The organism is Pseudomonas sp. QE6 (assembly GCF_041379005.1).
Classification (GTDB): domain Bacteria; phylum Pseudomonadota; class Gammaproteobacteria; order Pseudomonadales; family Pseudomonadaceae; genus Pseudomonas.
The window spans coordinates 4149552-4166797 of record NZ_CP166873.1 but is presented as its reverse complement, the minus strand read 5'-3'; the positions used below and the strand labels follow the sequence as shown (position 1 = coordinate 4166797).

At 66.2% G+C, this 17246-nt stretch carries 18 protein-coding genes; 6 read left to right on the top strand and 12 right to left on the bottom strand.

Annotation, left to right across the window (positions count from 1 at the left end):
* The 12 genes from pqqE to ACAW63_RS19100 form a co-directional block, all read right to left on the bottom strand.
* Entirely contained in the window at positions 1 to 1149 is a 1149-nt protein-coding gene (gene pqqE, locus ACAW63_RS19155) for a pyrroloquinoline quinone biosynthesis protein PqqE (protein WP_371227767.1), read from the bottom strand.
* Positions 1121 to 1399 carry a pyrroloquinoline quinone biosynthesis peptide chaperone PqqD gene (pqqD, locus tag ACAW63_RS19150; protein WP_371227765.1) on the bottom strand — a complete coding sequence of 93 codons (279 nt, stop codon included), beginning with the start codon at positions 1397 to 1399 and terminating at the stop codon, positions 1121 to 1123. The genes pqqE and pqqD overlap by 29 nt, the downstream gene beginning before the upstream one ends.
* A complete protein-coding gene (pqqC, locus tag ACAW63_RS19145; RefSeq protein ID WP_371227763.1) occupies positions 1399 to 2148 on the bottom strand; it encodes a pyrroloquinoline-quinone synthase PqqC in 750 nt (249 codons plus the stop codon). Before pqqC ends, pqqD begins: the two co-directional genes overlap by 1 nt.
* A gap of 25 nt (positions 2149 to 2173) precedes the next feature.
* The gene (gene pqqB / locus ACAW63_RS19140; RefSeq protein WP_371227761.1) at positions 2174 to 3088 is read right to left on the bottom strand and encodes a pyrroloquinoline quinone biosynthesis protein PqqB; all 915 of its coding nucleotides are present in this window, start codon (positions 3086 to 3088) and stop codon (positions 2174 to 2176) included.
* A gap of 47 nt (positions 3089 to 3135) precedes the next feature.
* Positions 3136 to 3207, bottom strand: a complete 72-nt coding sequence (gene pqqA, locus ACAW63_RS19135; RefSeq protein WP_003106462.1) for a pyrroloquinoline quinone precursor peptide PqqA — start codon at positions 3205 to 3207, stop codon at positions 3136 to 3138.
* Positions 3208 to 3719: 512 nt separating this feature from the next.
* Positions 3720 to 5240, bottom strand: coding sequence for an aldehyde dehydrogenase family protein (locus ACAW63_RS19130; RefSeq protein WP_371227759.1), 1521 nt, complete (start codon positions 5238 to 5240; stop codon positions 3720 to 3722).
* An 811-nt stretch (positions 5241 to 6051) separates the two neighbouring features.
* Positions 6052 to 7824 (bottom strand): methanol/ethanol family PQQ-dependent dehydrogenase, encoded by a 1773-nt coding sequence (locus ACAW63_RS19125; RefSeq protein WP_371227757.1) that lies wholly within the window; start codon positions 7822 to 7824, stop codon positions 6052 to 6054.
* Positions 7825 to 8296: 472 nt separating this feature from the next.
* Positions 8297 to 9226, bottom strand: coding sequence for a quinoprotein relay system zinc metallohydrolase 1 (locus ACAW63_RS19120; RefSeq protein ID WP_371227755.1), 930 nt, complete (start codon positions 9224 to 9226; stop codon positions 8297 to 8299).
* Between the two features lie 10 nt (positions 9227 to 9236).
* Positions 9237 to 9986, bottom strand: coding sequence for a quinoprotein dehydrogenase-associated SoxYZ-like carrier (locus ACAW63_RS19115; protein WP_371227753.1), 750 nt, complete (start codon positions 9984 to 9986; stop codon positions 9237 to 9239).
* A 10-nt stretch (positions 9987 to 9996) separates the two neighbouring features.
* The gene (locus ACAW63_RS19110) at positions 9997 to 10896 is read right to left on the bottom strand and encodes a substrate-binding periplasmic protein (protein ID WP_371227751.1); all 900 of its coding nucleotides are present in this window, start codon (positions 10894 to 10896) and stop codon (positions 9997 to 9999) included.
* Between the two features lie 5 nt (positions 10897 to 10901).
* On the bottom strand, positions 10902 to 11339 hold the full coding sequence (gene pedF, locus ACAW63_RS19105) for a cytochrome c-550 PedF (RefSeq protein WP_371227749.1): 438 nt from the start codon (positions 11337 to 11339) through the stop codon (positions 10902 to 10904).
* Between the two features lie 382 nt (positions 11340 to 11721).
* Positions 11722 to 11871, bottom strand: a complete 150-nt coding sequence (locus ACAW63_RS19100; protein WP_371227747.1) for a hypothetical protein — start codon at positions 11869 to 11871, stop codon at positions 11722 to 11724.
* 169 nt (positions 11872 to 12040) lie between these two features.
* On the opposite strand from ACAW63_RS19100, the gene ACAW63_RS19095 reads away from it, so the two are divergent.
* The 6 genes from ACAW63_RS19095 to agmR all read left to right on the top strand — a co-directional run bounded on the left by ACAW63_RS19095 (position 12041) and on the right by agmR (position 17196).
* Complete coding sequence (locus ACAW63_RS19095) at positions 12041 to 13243, top strand: ABC transporter substrate-binding protein (RefSeq protein ID WP_371227745.1); 1203 nt, start codon at positions 12041 to 12043, stop codon at positions 13241 to 13243.
* An 11-nt stretch (positions 13244 to 13254) separates the two neighbouring features.
* Positions 13255 to 14253 (top strand): YVTN family beta-propeller repeat protein, encoded by a 999-nt coding sequence (locus tag ACAW63_RS19090; protein ID WP_371227743.1) that lies wholly within the window; start codon positions 13255 to 13257, stop codon positions 14251 to 14253.
* Positions 14250 to 14981: an ABC transporter ATP-binding protein gene (locus ACAW63_RS19085; RefSeq protein ID WP_371227741.1), complete on the top strand. Its 732-nt coding sequence runs from the start codon at positions 14250 to 14252 to the stop codon at positions 14979 to 14981. Before ACAW63_RS19090 ends, ACAW63_RS19085 begins: the two co-directional genes overlap by 4 nt.
* Positions 14978 to 15796 (top strand): ABC transporter permease, encoded by an 819-nt coding sequence (locus ACAW63_RS19080; RefSeq protein ID WP_371227739.1) that lies wholly within the window; start codon positions 14978 to 14980, stop codon positions 15794 to 15796. The genes ACAW63_RS19085 and ACAW63_RS19080 overlap by 4 nt, the downstream gene beginning before the upstream one ends.
* A gap of 105 nt (positions 15797 to 15901) precedes the next feature.
* Complete coding sequence (locus ACAW63_RS19075) at positions 15902 to 16477, top strand: PQQ-dependent catabolism-associated CXXCW motif protein (RefSeq protein WP_275611812.1); 576 nt, start codon at positions 15902 to 15904, stop codon at positions 16475 to 16477.
* Positions 16478 to 16530: 53 nt separating this feature from the next.
* Positions 16531 to 17196, top strand: a complete 666-nt coding sequence (agmR, locus tag ACAW63_RS19070; protein ID WP_275611813.1) for a response regulator AgmR — start codon at positions 16531 to 16533, stop codon at positions 17194 to 17196.
* The last annotated feature ends 50 nt before the right edge of the window (positions 17197 to 17246 follow it).

Genomic DNA, 17246 nt, shown 5'->3' with positions numbered 1-17246 from the left:
TCAGGCCTTGCAGATCAACTGCGAGGCGCGCTCGTTGCGCCAGGTCAGCTGGTCCAGGGCCAACGGCGCCTCCTCGGCCTCGCGGCGGGCGTCGAGGATGATGCCGTGGTGGGCCGACTTGGCGCACACCGGATCGGTCGCCTCGGCGTCGCCGGTGAGCATGAAGGCCTGGCAGCGGCAGCCGCCGACATCGCGTTCCTTCTCGTCGCAGGAACGGCACGGTTCGGGCATCCAGGCATCGCCGCGGAAGCGGTTGAAGCCGAAGGACTCGTACCAGATGTGCTGCAGGCTGTGCTCGCGCACGTTGGGGAACTTCACCGGCAGTTGCCGAGCGCTATGGCACGGCAGCGCGGTGCCGTCCGGGGTGACGTCGAGGAACACGCTGCCCCAGCCGCCCATGCAGGCCTTGGGACGCTCCTCGTAGTAGTCCGGCACCACGAAGATCAGCTTGCACGGATTGCCTTCGGCGACCAGGCGCTCGCGGTACTGCGCGGTGACGCGCTCGGCGTGCTGCAACTGCTCGCGGGTCGGCAACAGGCCGGCGCGGTTGAGCTCGGCCCAACCATAGAACTGGCAGGTGGCGAGTTCGACGTAATCGGCTTCCAGCTCGATGCACAGTTCGATGATGCGGTCGATGCTGTCGATGTTGTGCCGGTGGGTGACGAAGTTGAGCACCATCGGATAGCCGTGGGCCTTTACCGCACGGGCCATGGCGAGTTTCTGGGCGAAGGCCTTGCGCGAGCCGGCGAGCAGGTTGTTCCCCTCCTCGTCGGCGGCCTGGAAACTGATCTGGATATGGTCCAGCCCTGCGTCGGCGAACTCTTTCAGGCGCTGCTCGTTGAGCCCGATGCCGGAGGTGATCAGGTTGGTGTAGAAGCCCAGCCCGCGCGCGGCGGCGATCAGCTCGGCGAGGTCCTGGCGCACCAGCGGCTCGCCGCCGGAGAAACCGAGTTGTGCCGCGCCCATCTCGCGGGCCTGGCGGAATACCTCGATCCATTGCGCGGTAGAAAGCTCCTCGCCGCCCTTGGCGAAGTCCAGCGGGTTGGAGCAGTACGGGCACTGCAGCGGGCAACGGTAGGTCAGCTCGGCCAGCAGCCAGAGCGGCGGGCCCACCGGCGCCTCAGCGCAGCTCGATCCAGAATTGCGCATGGGCCACCTCGAGGAATGCCAGGATGTCTTCGTCGATGCCGGGCACGCCGGGGAAATCGGCGCGCAGGCCGTCGATGATGCCGGCGACGTCGCGCTGGCCGTCGACACGGCCGAGGATCGCCCCGGCGCTGTCGTTGAGCTTCACCATCCCTTCAGGATAGAGCAGCACGTGGCAGCCCTGGGCGGGTTCGAATTGCAGGCGGAAGCCCCGGCGCAGCACCGGTACGCTGTCCAGCGAAGGCAGACTCATCACAGCAACCCCCTGTGCCATACGCGCTCGGTCGTCACCGTGTGGTACGGCGGGCGCTCCAGTTCATAGGCCATGCTCATCGCGTCGAGCATGCTCCAGAGCACGTCGAGCTTGAATTGCAGGATTTCCAGCATGCGTTCCTGGGCCTCGCGGGTGCGGTAATGCTCCAGGGTGATGCGCAGGCCGTGTTCCACGTCGCGCCGTGCCTGGGACAGGCGCTTGCGGAAGTAGTCGTAACCGCTGGCGTCGATCCAGGGGTAGTGCTGCGGCCAGCTGTCCAGGCGCGACTGGTGGATCTGCGGGGCGAACAGCTCGGTCAGCGAGCTGCTGGCCGCTTCCTGCCAACCGGCACGGCGGGCGAAGTTGACGTAGGCGTCCACGGCGAAGCGCACGCCGGGCAGCACCAGTTCCTGGGACAACACCTGCTCGCGGTCCAGCCCCACGGCTTCGGCCAGGCGCAGCCAGGCCTCGATGCCGCCCTCCTCGCCCGGTGCGCCGTCATGGTCGAGGATGCGCTGCAGCCACTCGCGGCGCACGTCGCGGTCCGGGCAGTTGGCGAGGATCGCCGCGTCCTTCAGCGGAATGTTCACCTGGTAGTAGAAGCGGTTGGCCACCCAGCCCTGGATCTGCTCGCGGCTCGCGCGGCCCTCGTACATGGCCACGTGGTACGGGTGGAAGATGTGGTAGCAGGCGCCCTTGGCGCGCAGCGCCTGCTCGAATTCGGCGGGGCTCATGGCTTCACGGGGCATCGCGGCGCTCCTTCTACAAGGGCCGTCAGAGGTAGATGTTCATGCCATCGAACGCCACCTCGATGCCGTGCGCGTCCAGTTCGGCGCGTTCGGGCGAGGCGATGTCGAGGATGGGATTGGTGTTGTTGACGTGGATGAGCACCTTGCGCGGTCCGTCGATGCCGTCGAGCACCTCGATCATGCCGCCGGGACCGCTCTGGGCCAGGTGGCCCATCTCGCTGCCGAGCTTGTCGCCCACTTCGCAGACGCGCATTTCGTCGTCGCGCCAGAGCGTGCCGTCCACCAGCAGGCAGTCGGCGCGGCGCATCCACGCCAGCAGGCCATCGTCCACCTGGCCCAGGCCGGGCGCGTAGAACAGCTTGCCGCCGGTGGACAGGTCTTCGACGAACAGGCCGATGTTGTCGCCCGGATGTGGATTGCCCCGATGCGGCGAATACGGCGGCGCACTGCTGCGCAGGGCAATGGCGGTGATGCGTAGGCCCGGGCAGGCCGGGATGACGAAGGGCTCGGCATCCAGCGCGATGAGGTTGTGCTTCAACCCGCCGTTCCAGTGCAACAGCATGGGGAACAGCGGGAAGCCCGTGGACAGGTCCTGGTGGACCATCTCCGTGCACCACACCTCGTGCGGGCAGCCCTCGCGCAGGCTGAGCAGGCCGGTGGTGTGGTCGATCTGGCTGTCCAGCAGGACGATGGCGGCAATCGCCGAATCGCGCAGGCGCCGCGCCGGCTGCAGCGCCGGGAAGGACGCCAGCTGGGCGCGGATGTCGGGGGAGGCGTTGCAGAGAATCCAGTTCTCGCCATCGTCGGACAGCGCGATGGACGACTGGGTGCGTGGCTGTGCGATCACGCTGCCGTCGCGTACGCCGCGACAGTTGCGGCAATTGCAGTTCCACTGGGGAAAACCGCCGCCGGCGGCCGACCCGAGAATTCGGATGTGCATGACAGTGCCCCGTGGGCAGGGGCCCCGGCGGACCGGGGCCGAGTGGATCAGCGGTTGGCGAAGTACAGGGTCACTTCGAAGCCAAGGCGCAGGTCGGTGAAGCTAGGCTTGGTCCACATGGGTCTGTCCTCTTGTTGTTGGGATGTCTTGCAGGCATCGCACCGGTTGTTCCGGTAGATCGAGTTAAACACCGGGGGCAGAGAGGCCGAATGATACTTTCGAAGGAGATTCCCCCCTGATTTGGTAGCGAGTGCACGGTCCCGCCACGCAGGGCGTAAGACCGTTCGCGGTGGTACGACGTTTAACCATAGTTCGCCGCTGACATCCCGGTCGATTTGGGAGTGTCCTGAAACCCGGCGGTTCGCGAGCAAGCTCGCTCCTACAGGGGCGATACGGTGCTTTTCGTAGGAGCGAGCTTGCTCGCGAACAAAGAGTCATCGGAAAAAAGAAAACGCGACCGGAGTCGCGTTCGACGAAGGCCGTCGCCCGAGGAAGTGGGCACGGAAGCGGACGGCCGCCCGAACGGGCGCGTCGAGACAAGGGATGCCCGGTCGGCGGGCACACCGGAGGTGGGAACCGGCGAGCCCGGTGGGGGAAGGCTCGCCGGCTTACTGCCTGGATCAGCCGGGGATCAGAAGAAGCCCAGCGGGTTGATGTCATAGCTCACCAGCAGGTTCTTGGTCTGCTGGTAGTGGTCGAGCATCATCTTGTGGGTCTCGCGACCCACGCCGGATTTCTTGTAGCCACCGAATGCGGCGTGGGCCGGATACAGGTGGTAGCAGTTGGTCCACACGCGGCCGGACTGGATGCCCCGGCCCATGCGCCAGGCGCGGTTGATGTCGCGGGTCCAGACGCCGGCACCGAGGCCGAACTCGGTGTCGTTGGCGATCGCCAGGGCTTCGGCTTCGTCCTTGAAGGTAGTGACGCCCACCACCGGCCCGAAGATTTCCTCCTGGAACACGCGCATGCCGTTGTGACCTTTGAGCAGGGTCGGCTGGATGTAGTAACCGCTGGCCAGGTCACCCTCCAGGCGCTCGCTGGAGCCGCCGGCGAGCAGCTCGGCGCCTTCGTTCTGGGCGATGTCGAGGTAGGACAGGATCTTCTCGTACTGCTGCTGCGAGGCCTGGGCGCCGACCATGGTCTCGGTGTCCAGCGGGTTGCCGCGCTTGATCGCCTTGACCTTCTTCAGCACCTCGGCCATGAACGGCTCGAAGATGGATTCCTGCACCAGTGCCCGCGACGGGCAGGTGCACACCTCGCCCTGGTTGAAGAAGGCCAGCACCAGGCCCTCGGCGGCTTTCTCGATGAAGGCCGGCTCGGCCTGCATGATGTCCTCGAAGAAGATGTTCGGGCTCTTGCCGCCCAGCTCCACGGTGGACGGGATGATGTTCTCCGCCGCGCAGCGGAGGATGTGCGAGCCGACAGGAGTCGAGCCGGTGAAGGCGATCTTGGCGATGCGCTTGCTGGTGGCCAGTGCCTGGCCGGCTTCGCGGCCGAAGCCCTGGACGATGTTGAGCACGCCCGGCGGCAGCAGGTCACCGATGATCTCGGCCAGCAGCATGATCGACAGCGGCGTCTGCTCGGCCGGCTTGAGCACCACGCAGTTGCCGGCAGCCAGGGCCGGGGCCAGTTTCCAGGCGGCCATCAGCAGCGGGAAGTTCCACGGGATGATCTGACCCACCACGCCCAGCGGCTCGTGGATGTGGTAGGCGACGGTGTTCTCGTTGATCTCGGCGGCGCCGCCTTCCTGGGCGCGGATGCAGCCGGCGAAGTAGCGGAAGTGGTCGGCGGCCAGGGGCACGTCGGCGTTCAGGGTTTCACGCACGGCCTTGCCATTGTCCCAGGTTTCGGCGACGGCCAGTTGTTCCAGGTTCTGCTCGATGCGGTCGGCGATCTTCAGCAGGATCAGCGCGCGGTCCTGTACCGAGGTGCGGCCCCAGGCGTCTGCTGCGGCGTGGGCGGCGTCCAGGGCCAGCTCGATGTCCTCGGCAGTGGAGCGCGGGAACTCGGCGATGACTTCGCCGTTCACCGGCGAGGTGTTGCTGAAGTACTGGCCCAGCACCGGCGGGACGAACTTGCCACCGATGTAGTTGCCGTAGCGCGGCTTGAGGGTGACGACGGCGCCGGGGGCTCCGGGTGGGGCGTAGATCATGGAAAAGCTCTCCTGTCGGGTCCCGGCCTGAATCGGCCGGGTCATGGGGCGATCTTAGGCAGCGCCCTTCCCGGCCCGGAATGCACCCATGGGAGTGATGGGGTACTCATTTGGTAGTAGATGCCGGCGAGTGGCTTTTCGTAGGAGCGAGCTTGCTCGCGAACAGAATTACCCGACCGCATCAGCGTCAGGCGGTTCGCGAGCAAGCTCGCTCCTACAGGTTGGCGATAAGCCCAGACGCTTCCCTGTCAGCACGGATTCCGTCGCGATGGATTCCCGGACAAGGGCTAGGCGCCCCGTCTCTCCTACGAAAAGCGGTTTCCAGAGAAATCTCCGCGCGTGCCGGAGCGCCCTCTTCAGGAGGCCGAGTGGAATCGGAGTTTCAGGGGTTGAGCGGCATGGATGCCGCGAGAGCGTCGTTGGGCCATGGATGGCCCGTCAAGGGGGACGCCTAGTTCGGGCCCCTGACACTTCGATGGAACGAGGGCATTTTTCGCCTAAGCGAAAAACCGGATGCAAGGGCAAGCGCTTTGGTTACTTTCTTGGGGGCGGCCATCCGTCGTTTGAGAAAGTGACTCGCCCGAGGGGGCGAAACCAAATACATCAATACACGCTGAAGCGGCGCAGAAACACCAAAACCCAAAGCATCGCGGACAAGGTCCGCTCCTACAGGTTTGGCCCCCCACGGCGAAACCCGTTTCAACTGGAGCCCCGGCCCATACCGCCTGCGTAGGAGCGGATTCCGTCCGCGATCAGCGCAAAAACAAAGGGCCAGCGCAACGGCCGGCCCCCTGCTCACCTCAACCCCACATCACTTCTTCGCCACCAGATCCTTCGGCAGCTTGAAGGTCCAGATCATCCCGCCCTGATCCAGGTCCTTGATCCGCTTGGCCACCTCGCCGCCCCACAGCGGCACCGCACCACCCCAGCCGGAGAGCACAGTCACATACTGCTCGCCATCCATCTCCCAGGTGATCGGCGAGGCGATCACGCCCGAGCCGGTGTTGAACTCGTAGAGCTTCTTGCCGCTCTTGGCGTCGAACGCCATCAGGTAGCCCTCGGGGTTGCCGGTGAACACCAGGTTGCCATGGGTCGCCAGCACGCCGCCCCACAGCGGCGCGTAGTTCTCGTAGCGCCATACCTGCTTGCCGGTCTTGGGATCGATGGCGCGCAGCACGCCAATGTACTTCTCGTTCAGCGGCTTGATGGTGAAGCCCGCGCCGAGGTACGCCGCGCCCTTCTTGTAGGCAATGTTCTCATTCCACATGTCCATGCCCCACTCGTTGGAGGGCACGTAGAACAGGCCGGTGTCCTGGCTGTAGGCCATGGGCATCCAGTTCTTGCCGCCGAGGAAGGACGGCGAGACGAACACCGAGGAACCCTTCTCGGTCCCCTGCCCCGGCGCGCCCGGACGGTGGGCGTCGTCGTAGATCGGCCGGCCGTCCTTGTCCAGGCCCTTGGCCCAGGTCACCTTGTCGACGAAGGGGAAGCCGCGGATGAACTTGCCGTTGGTGCGGTCGAGCACGTAGAAGAAGCCGTTGCGGTCGGCGGTAGCGGCGGCCTGTACGGTCTTGCCGCCGTCCTGGTAGTCGAAGGACACCAGCTCGTTCACGCCGTCGAAGTCCCAGCCGTCATGCGGGGTGGTCTGGAAGTGCCACTTGATCGAGCCGTCCTCCGGGTTCAGCGCCAGGCGCGAGGAGGAGAACAGGTTGTCGCCCGGACGCAGGTGCGAGTTCCACGGCGAAGGGTTGCCGGTGCCGATGAACAGCGAGTCGGTGCTCGGATCGTAGTAGCCGCCCAGCCAGGGCGCGGCGCCGCCGGTCTTCCACAGGTCGCCCGGCCAGGTCTTGCCCGCTTCGCCGCCGGAGATGCCGTTCTCGATGGCCTTGCCGTCCTTGTAGACGTAGCCCATATGGCCTTCCACGGTCGGGCGGCTCCACAGCAGCTCGCCGTTGGTGGGGTTGTAGGCCTCGATCTTGCCGACCACGCCGAACTCGCCACCGGCCACACCGGTGATCAGCTTGCCCTTGGCGATCAGTGGCGCGGCGGAGATGGAGTAGCCGGCCTTGTAGTCGGCCACGGTCTTCTTCCACACCACCTTGCCGGTGTCCTTGTTCAAGGCGACCAGCTTGGCGTCGAGGGTACCGAAGATCACCAGGTCGCCGTACAGGGCGACGCCACGGTTGATCACGTCACAGCAGGGCATGATGCCGTCGGGCAGGCGCGCGTCGTACTGCCACAGCTTGCGCCCGGTGCGCGCATCCACCGCGAAGACCCGCGAGTAGGAGGCGGTGACGTACATCACGCCGTCCTTGATCAGCGGTTGCGCCTGCTGGCCGCGCTGCTTCTCGCCGCCGAAAGACAGCGCCCATACCGGCCGCAGCTCCTTCACGTTGTCGCTGTTCAGCGTGTTCAGCGGGCTGAAGCGCTGGCCCTGCTGGTTGATGCCGTTGACCACGACCTGGTCGGTGCGCTTGGCCGAATCACTGATGTCCTGGTCGGTGACCCCGGCGTGGGCACCCAGGCTGGCCAGGCTGATGGCGGTGAACAGCACGGTGCGGGCGAAAGGTTGAAGCTGTCTCATGGCGTGCGCCTCTGCGATTGTTGTTGTACCCGGGAAAGTTGCCCGGTCTGTCGCAGATTCTTGGTTTGGTGGCGGTGGCCAACAATTGAACGCAGTACCGAATTTCCTAGTTCCTTGGTAGCAATACCGGGCTGCGCGGCGCGAAATTCGGGGCTTGCACAGGAGCGCAGAGGGTGGATGTCCCCTTGCAGGAGCGAGCTTGCTCGCGAACCAGATTTCCCGGCGGCGACGATGCCTGGGGGTGAGTTCCGAGCCCCTCGCCCCAACCCTTTCCCGAGGAAGAGGGAGCCGTTCGGCGCGATAGGCGGACACAGGAGTTAATCCTGTCGGAAGGTTCGCGAGCAAGCTCGCTCCTACAGGAAGAGCAGATCGGAGCGACGAGCAGCTAAGCCGTCCCAGTCAGCCCCCTCTCCCCCTGGGAGAGGGTTGGGGTGAGGGCAGGCCCGCGCGCAGTAGCATCCGGGGGCAAATACTATTGCTCGTCGACGCGCGGCAGCGCCTTCTGCTCGTAGCGCGGATAGAGATGGCTGACGCTGCGGATCAGTTCATAACGCGTCAGGCTGACCCCGGCGAAGCGCTCGGGAATCGGCGTGCGCAACAGGTCGTTCATGTCCGCGCCCTGGGCAATGCCGTCGCGCATCACGCTATCCAGCCAGCCGAGGTAGTCGCGCATCTGGGCGAAAGGCGCAGCGTCGGTGGCGACGGGGCCATGGCCGGGGACGATGAGCTTCCACGGCAGCTTCTCCAGCGTATCCAGATCCCCCAGCCACACGTCCAGCCCCGGACTGTTGGGCGTGGTCAGCGCACGCTGGTAGAACACGATGTCTCCGGCAAAGAGCACGCCGGTGGTCTCGTCGAGGATCGCCAGGTCCGCGCCGGTATGCCCGCGCAGCCCCACCAGTCGGAACCGGTGACTGCCCATCTGCACGCTGCCCGGCTCCACCGTCTCGGTGGGCAACACCACTTCCGTGCCGCGCATCCAGTCGCCCACCAGGCGGTACATGTTCTCCGCCATGGCGTTGCCCTGCTCCTTGAGCAACCTGCCGGTGCCGGCCAGCGCCCCGATGGGCACATCGGTAAAGGCCTGGTTGCCCAGCACGTGATCGGGGTGATGATGGGTCAGCAGCACGCGCTTCACCGGCTTGCCGGTGGTCTGCTGGATCATCGTGCGCAAGGCTTCGCCATAGCGTTTCGAGGGGCCGGTGTCGATCACCAGCACACCGTCGCCGGTGTCGATGAAGGCGACGTTGACGATGGCGCCGCCATTGTCCTTGCCGAAGTTGTCGGTACTGCCTTCCACCAGCCAGGTGCCCTTGGCGATCTGCCGGGGTTGAAGGTGGTACTGCAGGTCGGCCAGCGCCGGCAGGCACAGGCACGCGAGGGCGATCAGGAGGAAACGCATGGGCACCTCGTTAGCGCAGAGCGGCCTGGAATTGGTTGCCGTTGTTGTCATGCAGCCAGAGTTCGGTGTGCGGGTGGCCACGCACCTCGAAGGTGAAGGTCGGGTTCTCGCTCACCGCCGGGAACAGGTCCAGCCGGGCGAAGACTTCCCCGCCGGGGCCACGCAGCTCGGCGTGGTCCAGGTAGAATTCGGGGATGCCGCCGACCAGGCCGTTGTCCATCGGGTGCGACACCGACAGGCGCACCCGGCTGTATTCGCCCTTGGCATAGGACTCGCCGTGGACCTGGCCAAGCCGATCCTCCCAGCCCGGCTGTGCGCGCACCACGCTGGGCGCCGTGCAGCCGCCGCCGGCGGCGTCGATCCAGGCCGAGCCGACGTGCCAGACGCCCTTCTCGTCCCGCAGCGCGGCGCGGATCGGCGTGGCCTGTTCGATGCGGATGCGCACCGCCAGCAGCGGCTCCAGGTGCTCGCCGGGATAGAGCGTCAGCACATGGGGAATCGGGTTCAACTCGGCCCACAGCAGCAGGCGGTCGAAGCGTTCCGGCAAGGCACGGGCGTCCACTTCCACCGGCACCTGCCGGGAGTCCTCGGCGAACGGCGGCACGCCCAGCTTCACGCGCTCGTCGAAGACATAGGGCTCGCCATTGAGCAGCCGCTTGTGGTGGTACTCCCACATCACCGAGGGCATCGGGTCGCCCTCCACCGCCGCGGCCAGCAGCGGCAATGCGCACATCCCTAACAACACCTGGCGCCTGTGCATCCTGTCTCCCTCACTGCACGTCCTGATAGAGCCCCGGCAGTTCGTAGCGCACGCCGTAGGCCGCGTAGAGCTTTTCCATCTCGCCACTGCGCACCAGGTCCTCCAGTTCGCCGTCCAGAGCGTTGGAGAGCTGGCGATTGCTTTCATGCACCGCCATGCCGATATCCCACTCGGGCTGGCCGAGGTTGGGGTAGGTGTTCTCGGCATTCTTCAGGTGTTCGTCGCCGGCTTGCTTGCGCATCCAGTCCAGCTCGCCGCGCAGGGCCATCACCGCATCCACCTTGCCCGCGCGCATGCCGTCGAAGGCCGCCTGGGTGCTGGGGAAATGCACGGTCATGCGGCTGAGCTGGCCGCCCAGCACCGAGGTCAGGTAGAAGGACGGTACGCTGTCCAGTTCAACGCCGATGGGGTGTTCGCGAAAGGCCGCGATGGTGTCGACCTTCGGCAACCGGCGGTCGTCATTGACCACCTGCCAGCGCTCGCGCTGGTAGGGGCCGAACATCACCACCTGTGCGTTGGCGAACTCGCCGACATCATTGCGCCGGTTGGCGTATTCGCGGTCGTAGGGCACGCGCAGCATCACGTCGGCGACCACGCCGGGGCGCAGGTAATGGCCCTTCCAGATGAAGTTGCGCAGGTCGTCATCCAGGCGCTCGCCCGGCGTGACCCAGAGGAACTCCGCGCGCAGGCCCAGCCCGTTGGCCAGGCGCGTCGCCAGGTCGATGTCGATGCCGCGCGGCTGCTCGCCCTGCATGAAGCTGTAGGGCGGGAAGTTCTCGTACACGGCCACCCGCAGCACGCCACTGGCGACCATGTCCTCGTAGGGGCGGACCCCGGCCTGCGCCTGCCCCAGCAGCAGGCTCAGGACCAGGCTCAGAAATAGCCGGGACAGCAGGCTGGGCAGGCGCATGGCGGTCACTCTTCCACGTGCACGCTGTCCAGGTAGGTGCGGATCGCCCAGAGGCCTTCCTGGCTGATGTAGTCGGCCATCTTCGGCATGTACACGGCGCCGTCGCGCACCGCACCATTGATCACCCGCTCCTTGAACCACTCGTCACCCTCGGCGCCGACGTCGAGCTTGCGCAGGTCGGGGGCAATGCCACCGGACTTGGCTTCCAGGCCGTGGCAACGCGCGCAGTTCTGGTTGTAGGCCGAGGCGCCGATTTCCACCGCCTTGGCGTGGTTGGCGTAGGGCTCGCGGTAGGGGTTGGTGTCGCGCCATTCCTTGCCCAGCGGCTCCAGCCCCGTGGTATCCACTGCCTGGGGCGTCACATTGCCGTGGGACAGGGCCAGACCCGAGGTACCCAGGCCAGCCAGCAACAGCAGGCCGCACAGCACGTTCTTGTTGTTCATCACTTCATCCTCTCATCGAGATGCTTGGCAAGGCTCGGCGCCCGGAGCGGCGACCGTGATGACGATGGTAAGAACGCTTGCCCGCGGGCCGAATCCTGCTTTGGGTGATGCCGCCTACTCCCTTCGTACTAGGGCGGCGGTCGAAGAGGCTTGAATGCCCTCACAACCGTAGGGCGTACCACCGTTCGCGGTTGTACGCCGATACATCTCGCCATGTAGCAGACTCTGGGGTTAAGCCCGGAGCGCCCTCGAACCCAGGTCAAACGGCGTATAACGCGGAGCGTTATACGTCCTACGTTCCATCCCTTCTCCCGCGTGCGGGCGAGGCGGGCTCTTGATCCCGAAGGAGCGGATTTATCCGCGATGCTTTCCGCACCCGCAGCTAAGGCGCGCCCCGACAGCTGTCGACACACCCCACCGGGGCATGCCGCTCGAGCGGACTGGGATAGCTGTTGCGGGCATAGAGGAAATCGAAGCCGAGCAGGCTGAGCATCAACAGGATCGGCAGGACGAGCGTGACGGCGATACGCATGGCGACCTTTCTCTTCGGGTTGTTGTAGGGCCATCCTAGGTCGCGGGCGTGGCGCGCAACCTACTACCTTGGTACTGCCTCAACGGTACTTTCTGCATATTTGCCGCGCCCCGGGCGATTCCTATGCTGGCCGCACAACAACAAGCCGGCCCAAAACAAGGAGTCGCCCATGCGCCAGTTTGTCCTGCACGGCGTGGCCTACCTGCTCGCGGTGGCCTGCGCCGCCCTGCTCAGCCTCGGCGTGCGTGCCGAAGAGGCGCCTGCCCTGGCAATCCGCATCGGCTACCTGGGCTACACGCCCGACCCCGGCCCGCTGCTGTCCAACGTCATCCCCGAACCAATGGACGCCGGCCTGCGCGGCGCGGAGCTGGCGATTACCGACAGCAACAGCACCGGACGCTTCCTCAAGCACCGCTACAGCCTCGAAGCCGCCAGCACCGACAGCCCGGAAAGGCTGCTGGCCGAAGCCAGGCGCCTGCACGACGCCGGCCTGCGCCTGTTCGTGGTCAACGCCCCGGCGGACACCCTGCGCCAACTGGCCGCTGCCCTGCCCGACAGCCTGCTGTTCAACGCTGGCGCCGCCGATGACGAGCTGCGCGCCAGCCAGTGCGCGCCGAACGTGCTGCACACCCTGCCCAGCCGGTTGATGCTGACCGACGCCCTCACCCAGTTCCTGGTGCTGCGCAAGTGGACGCGCTGGCTGCTGATCGTCGGCCAGCGCCCGGAAGACGCTTCCTACGCCAACGCACTGCGCCGCTCGGCCAAACGCTTCGGCGCGAAGATCGTCGAGGAAAAACCTTTCACCTTCGCCAACGACCAGCGCCGCAGCGCCCAGGCCGACATGGCGCTGTTCACCCAATCCGGCGACGACTACGACGCCGTGCTGGTGGCCGACGAGCATGGCGATTTCGGCGAATACGTGCCCTATAACACCTGGCTGCCGCGCCCGGTGGCCGGCACCCAGGGGCTGGTCGCCACCGGCTGGCACAAGACCGTCGAAACCTACGGCGCCGCGCAACTGCAGAAGCGCTTCGAGGAACATGCCGGGCGCTGGATGAACGATCGCGACTTCGCCGCCTGGATCGCCGTGCGCAGCATCGCCAGCGCGGTCACTCGCCTGCGTGATGCCGGCCCCATGGCGATCCGCAAACTGTCGCTCTCCCCCGAGCTGCCGCTGGACGGTTTCAAGGGCTACAAGCTCGGCTACCGGCCCTGGGACGGCCAGCTGCGCCAGCCGATCCCGCTGGTCCAGCCCCGCGCCCTGGTCAGCACCTCGCCGCAGGAAGGCTTCCTGCACCCCGCCAGCGAACTGGACAGCCTCGGCCTCGACGCACCGGAAAGCCAGTGCCACCTCGCCGACGCCCAGCCATAAGGAAACTGCCCATGAGGACCGCTGCCATGCCTTGCCCCGCCCTGCCCCGCCTGCTGGCCCTTGCCTGCCTGGGCGCCGCGCTCTATCAGGCGCTGCCCTCCTTCGCCGCCACCGCCTACGTGTCCAACGAGAAGGACAACAACCTCAGCGTCATCGACCTGGACAGCATGACCGTCACCGGCACCATCGATACCGGCAAGCGCCCGCGCGGCCTGGCGCTGTCCCACGACAACAAGCTGCTCTATATATGCGCGAGCGATTCGGACACCGTGCAGGTGCTGGACCTCGCCACCCGCAAGATCATCAAGCAACTGCCGTCCGGCGCCGACCCCGAACAGTTCGCCCTGCACCCCAATGACCGCTGGCTGTACATCTCCAACGAGGACGATGCGCTGGTCACCGTGGTGGATACCCAGACCGCCCAGGTGCTCGGGCAGATCGATGTCGGCGTCGAGCCCGAAGGCATGGCGGTGAGCCCGGATGGCAAGTGGGCGGTGAACACCAGCGAAACCACCAACATGCTGCACTGGATCGACACCTCCACCCAGAAGCTGGTGGACAGCACCCTGGTGGACCAGCGCCCGCGCCATGCTGAGTTCACCCGCGACGGCTCGCAGGTCTGGGTTTCGGCGGAGATCGGCGGCACCGTCAGTGTGGTGGACACCGCCAGCCGCAAGATTCTCAAGACCCTGCGCTTCGCCATCCAGGGCGTGCACCCGGACAAGGTGCAGCCGGTGGGCGTGAAGCTGACCGACGACGGCAAGACCGCCTTCGTTGCCCTCGGCCCGGCAAACCATGTGGCCGTGGTGGATGCCAGGACCTTCGAAGTCCTCGACTACCTGCTGGTGGGGCGCCGCGTGTGGCACCTGGCGTTCACCCCGGACGAGAAGACCCTGCTGGCCACCAACGGCGTCAGCGGCGATGTCTCGGTGATCGACGTGGCCTCGCGCAAGGTCAGCAAATCCATCAAGGTCGGCCGCTATCCCTGGGGCGTGGTGGTGACGCCATGAACGCGCTCACTGTCCGCGACCTGAGCTTTGCCTACGGCCCCCGGCGCGCCCTCGACGGGCTGGACTTCGAGCTGCCCGCCGGGCGCTTCACCGCACTGCTGGGGCCCAACGGCGCCGGCAAATCCACACTGGTGGCCCTGCTCACCCGCCTCTACGACCTGCAGCAGGGCGAGATCGAGGTGCTCGGCTGCAGTTTGCGCCGCCAGCCGCGCCTGGCCCTGCGCGAACTGGGCGTGGTGTTCCAGCAGAGCACCCTGGACCTGGACCTGAGCGTGGAGCAGAACCTGCGCTACCACGCCGCCCTGCACGGCCTGCCACGCCGCCTGGCGAACGAGCGGATCGACGCCGAACTGGCCCGCCAGCACTTGCAGGAACGCCGCCGCGACAAGGTCCGCGCGCTGAATGGCGGCCACCGTCGCCGGGTGGAAATCGCCCGCGCCCTGCTGCACCGCCCGCGCCTGCTGCTGCTCGACGAGGCCAGCGTCGGCCTCGACCCGGCGGCGCGCCAGGCGCTCAACGAACATGTACGGCGGCTGTGCCGGGAGGATGGCCTGGCGGTGCTCTGGACCACCCACCTGCTGGATGAAGTCCGTGGCGACGACGCATTGCTGGTGCTCGACCGTGGTCGCCTGGTCGCCCGTGGCGAAGCGCGGGACATCTGCGCGCCGGACGCCGGCGACCTGGCACGCACCTTCGACCGCCTGACCCGCCTGGAGGCCTGCGCATGAGCGTCCTGGAAAGCCCGCGGTTCGGCCCGGCCGCCTACTGGCAATGCCTGCGCGGCATCGTCGTGCGCGAATGGCTGCGCTTCGTCCTGCAACGCTCGCGCTTTCTCAGCGCGCTGGTGCGGCCGCTGCTCTGGCTGCTGGTGTTCGCCGCCGGCTTCCGCGCCGCGCTGGGCATCTCGATCATCGAGCCGTACGACACCTACGTCACCTACGAGACCTACATCGTGCCGGGGCTGTGCTGCATGATCCTGCTGTTCAACGGCATGCAGGGCTCGTTGTCGATGGTCTACGACCGCGAGATGGGCAGCATGCGCGTGCTGCTCACCAGCCCGCTGCCGCGTGCCTTCCTGCTGGCCAGCAAGCTGCTGGCCACCGCCCTGGTGTCGCTGCTGCAGGTCTACGCCTTCCTGCTGATCGCCTGGCTGTATGGCGAGCAACCACCGGCCATGGGGCTGGTGGCGGCGTTGCCGGCACTGCTGCTCGCCGCCCTGCTGCTGGGCGCGCTGGGGCTGCTGCTGTCCAACGGCATCCGCCAGCTGGAGAACTTCGCCGGAGTGATGAATTTCGTCATTTTCCCGCTGTTCTTCCTCTCCTCCGCGCTCTACCCGCTATGGAAGATGCGCGAGGCCAGCCAGTGGCTCTACTGGCTGTGCGCGCTCAATCCCTTCAGCCATGCCGTGGAACTGGTGCGCTTCGCCCTCTACGAGCGCTTCAACCCGCTGGCGGCGGGCGTCTGCCTGGGCCTGACCCTGCTCTTCGCCGGGCTCGCCGTGCTGACGTTCAACCCGCAGCACGCGGCGCTGCGCAAGGGGTGAAACCTACTACTTTGGTACTGGTTCGCCCCTCCTGACGTCGAATTTCCAAAGCCGTACAGCTGGCATGTAATGGCCACTACAAAAAGAACGATTAGAGATACCGCCATGCCTCGCCTTGCCACTGCCCTGAATGGCCATGTGAGCGGCTGCCTGTCCGCCTGCCTGCTCAGTCTGGCCCTCGCGCTCCCGACCGCGCAGGCCGACGATGCGCCGCTGTTTTCCGCCGACGGCTATCGCCTCACCCAGTACCGCAGCCCGACGCCGCCGTCCGCCGACCATGCCACCACCCTCGACACCCACGCCCTGCAGGCGCTGCTCAAGGGCGAACCACAGACCCGTCTGGTAGACGTCTACCGCCGCACCTTCCTCAACGGCCAGTTCGTCGAGGACGAGAAGCACCGCAACCTGCCCGGCAGCCTGTGGCTGGCCAACGTCGGCACCGGCACCCTGGAACCGCAGTGGCAGGCCTACTTCGAGCAGAATCTCGCTCGCCTGACCGGGGGCGATAGCCAGCGACCGCTGGTGTTCTACTGCCGCTCCGACTGCTGGATGAGCTGGAACGCCATCCGCCGCGCACACGCGCTGGGCTACGCCCGCCTCTACTGGTACCGTGACGGTATCGACGCCTGGGAACAGGCAGGACTGCCCTTGCAGGACGCACAACCGCAACCGCTGAAGTAGCCTGCGACTGCACGCCGCTCGCCACCCATAACGACAACAACGAGGTGTAGGCCATGTACAAGATCCTGATCGCCGACGATCACCCGCTGTTCCGCGAGGCCATCCACAACGTCATTGCCGAGGGTTTCCCCGGCAGCGAAGTGATGGAGACCGCCGACCTCGACAGCGCCCTGGGTCTGACCCAGGAACACGACGATCTCGACCTGATCCTGCTCGATTTGAACATGCCCGGCATGCACGGGCTGAACGGCCTGATGAACCTGCGCAACGAAGCCCCGACCATTCCCGTGGTGATCGTCTCCGCCGAGCAGGACAAGCAGGTGGTGCTGCAAGCCATCACCTACGGCGCCGTGGGCTTCATCACCAAGTCGTCGCCACGGGTTCAGATGACCGAAGCCATCGAGCAGATCCTCAACGGCAACGTCTACCTGCCCTCCGACATCATCCGCACCCAGCAGAGCTCGCCGAGGCGCAGCAACCATGAGGAGCACGGCATCCCGTCGGAGCTGCTGCAGGCGCTGACCCGCAAGCAGCTGCTGGTGCTGGAGCGGATGACCAAGGGCGAGTCGAACAAGCAGATCGCCTACAATCTGGAGATCGCCGAGACTACGGTGAAGGCCCACGTCTCGGCGATCCTGCACAAGCTCAAGGTGCACAACCGCGTGCAGGCCATCCTCAGCGCCAGCGACATCGACTTCTCCGCCTACCTGCGCCGCTGAAGCTCCGGCCGTACATCATTCCCCGACAAACGAGACGGCTGGCGAACATC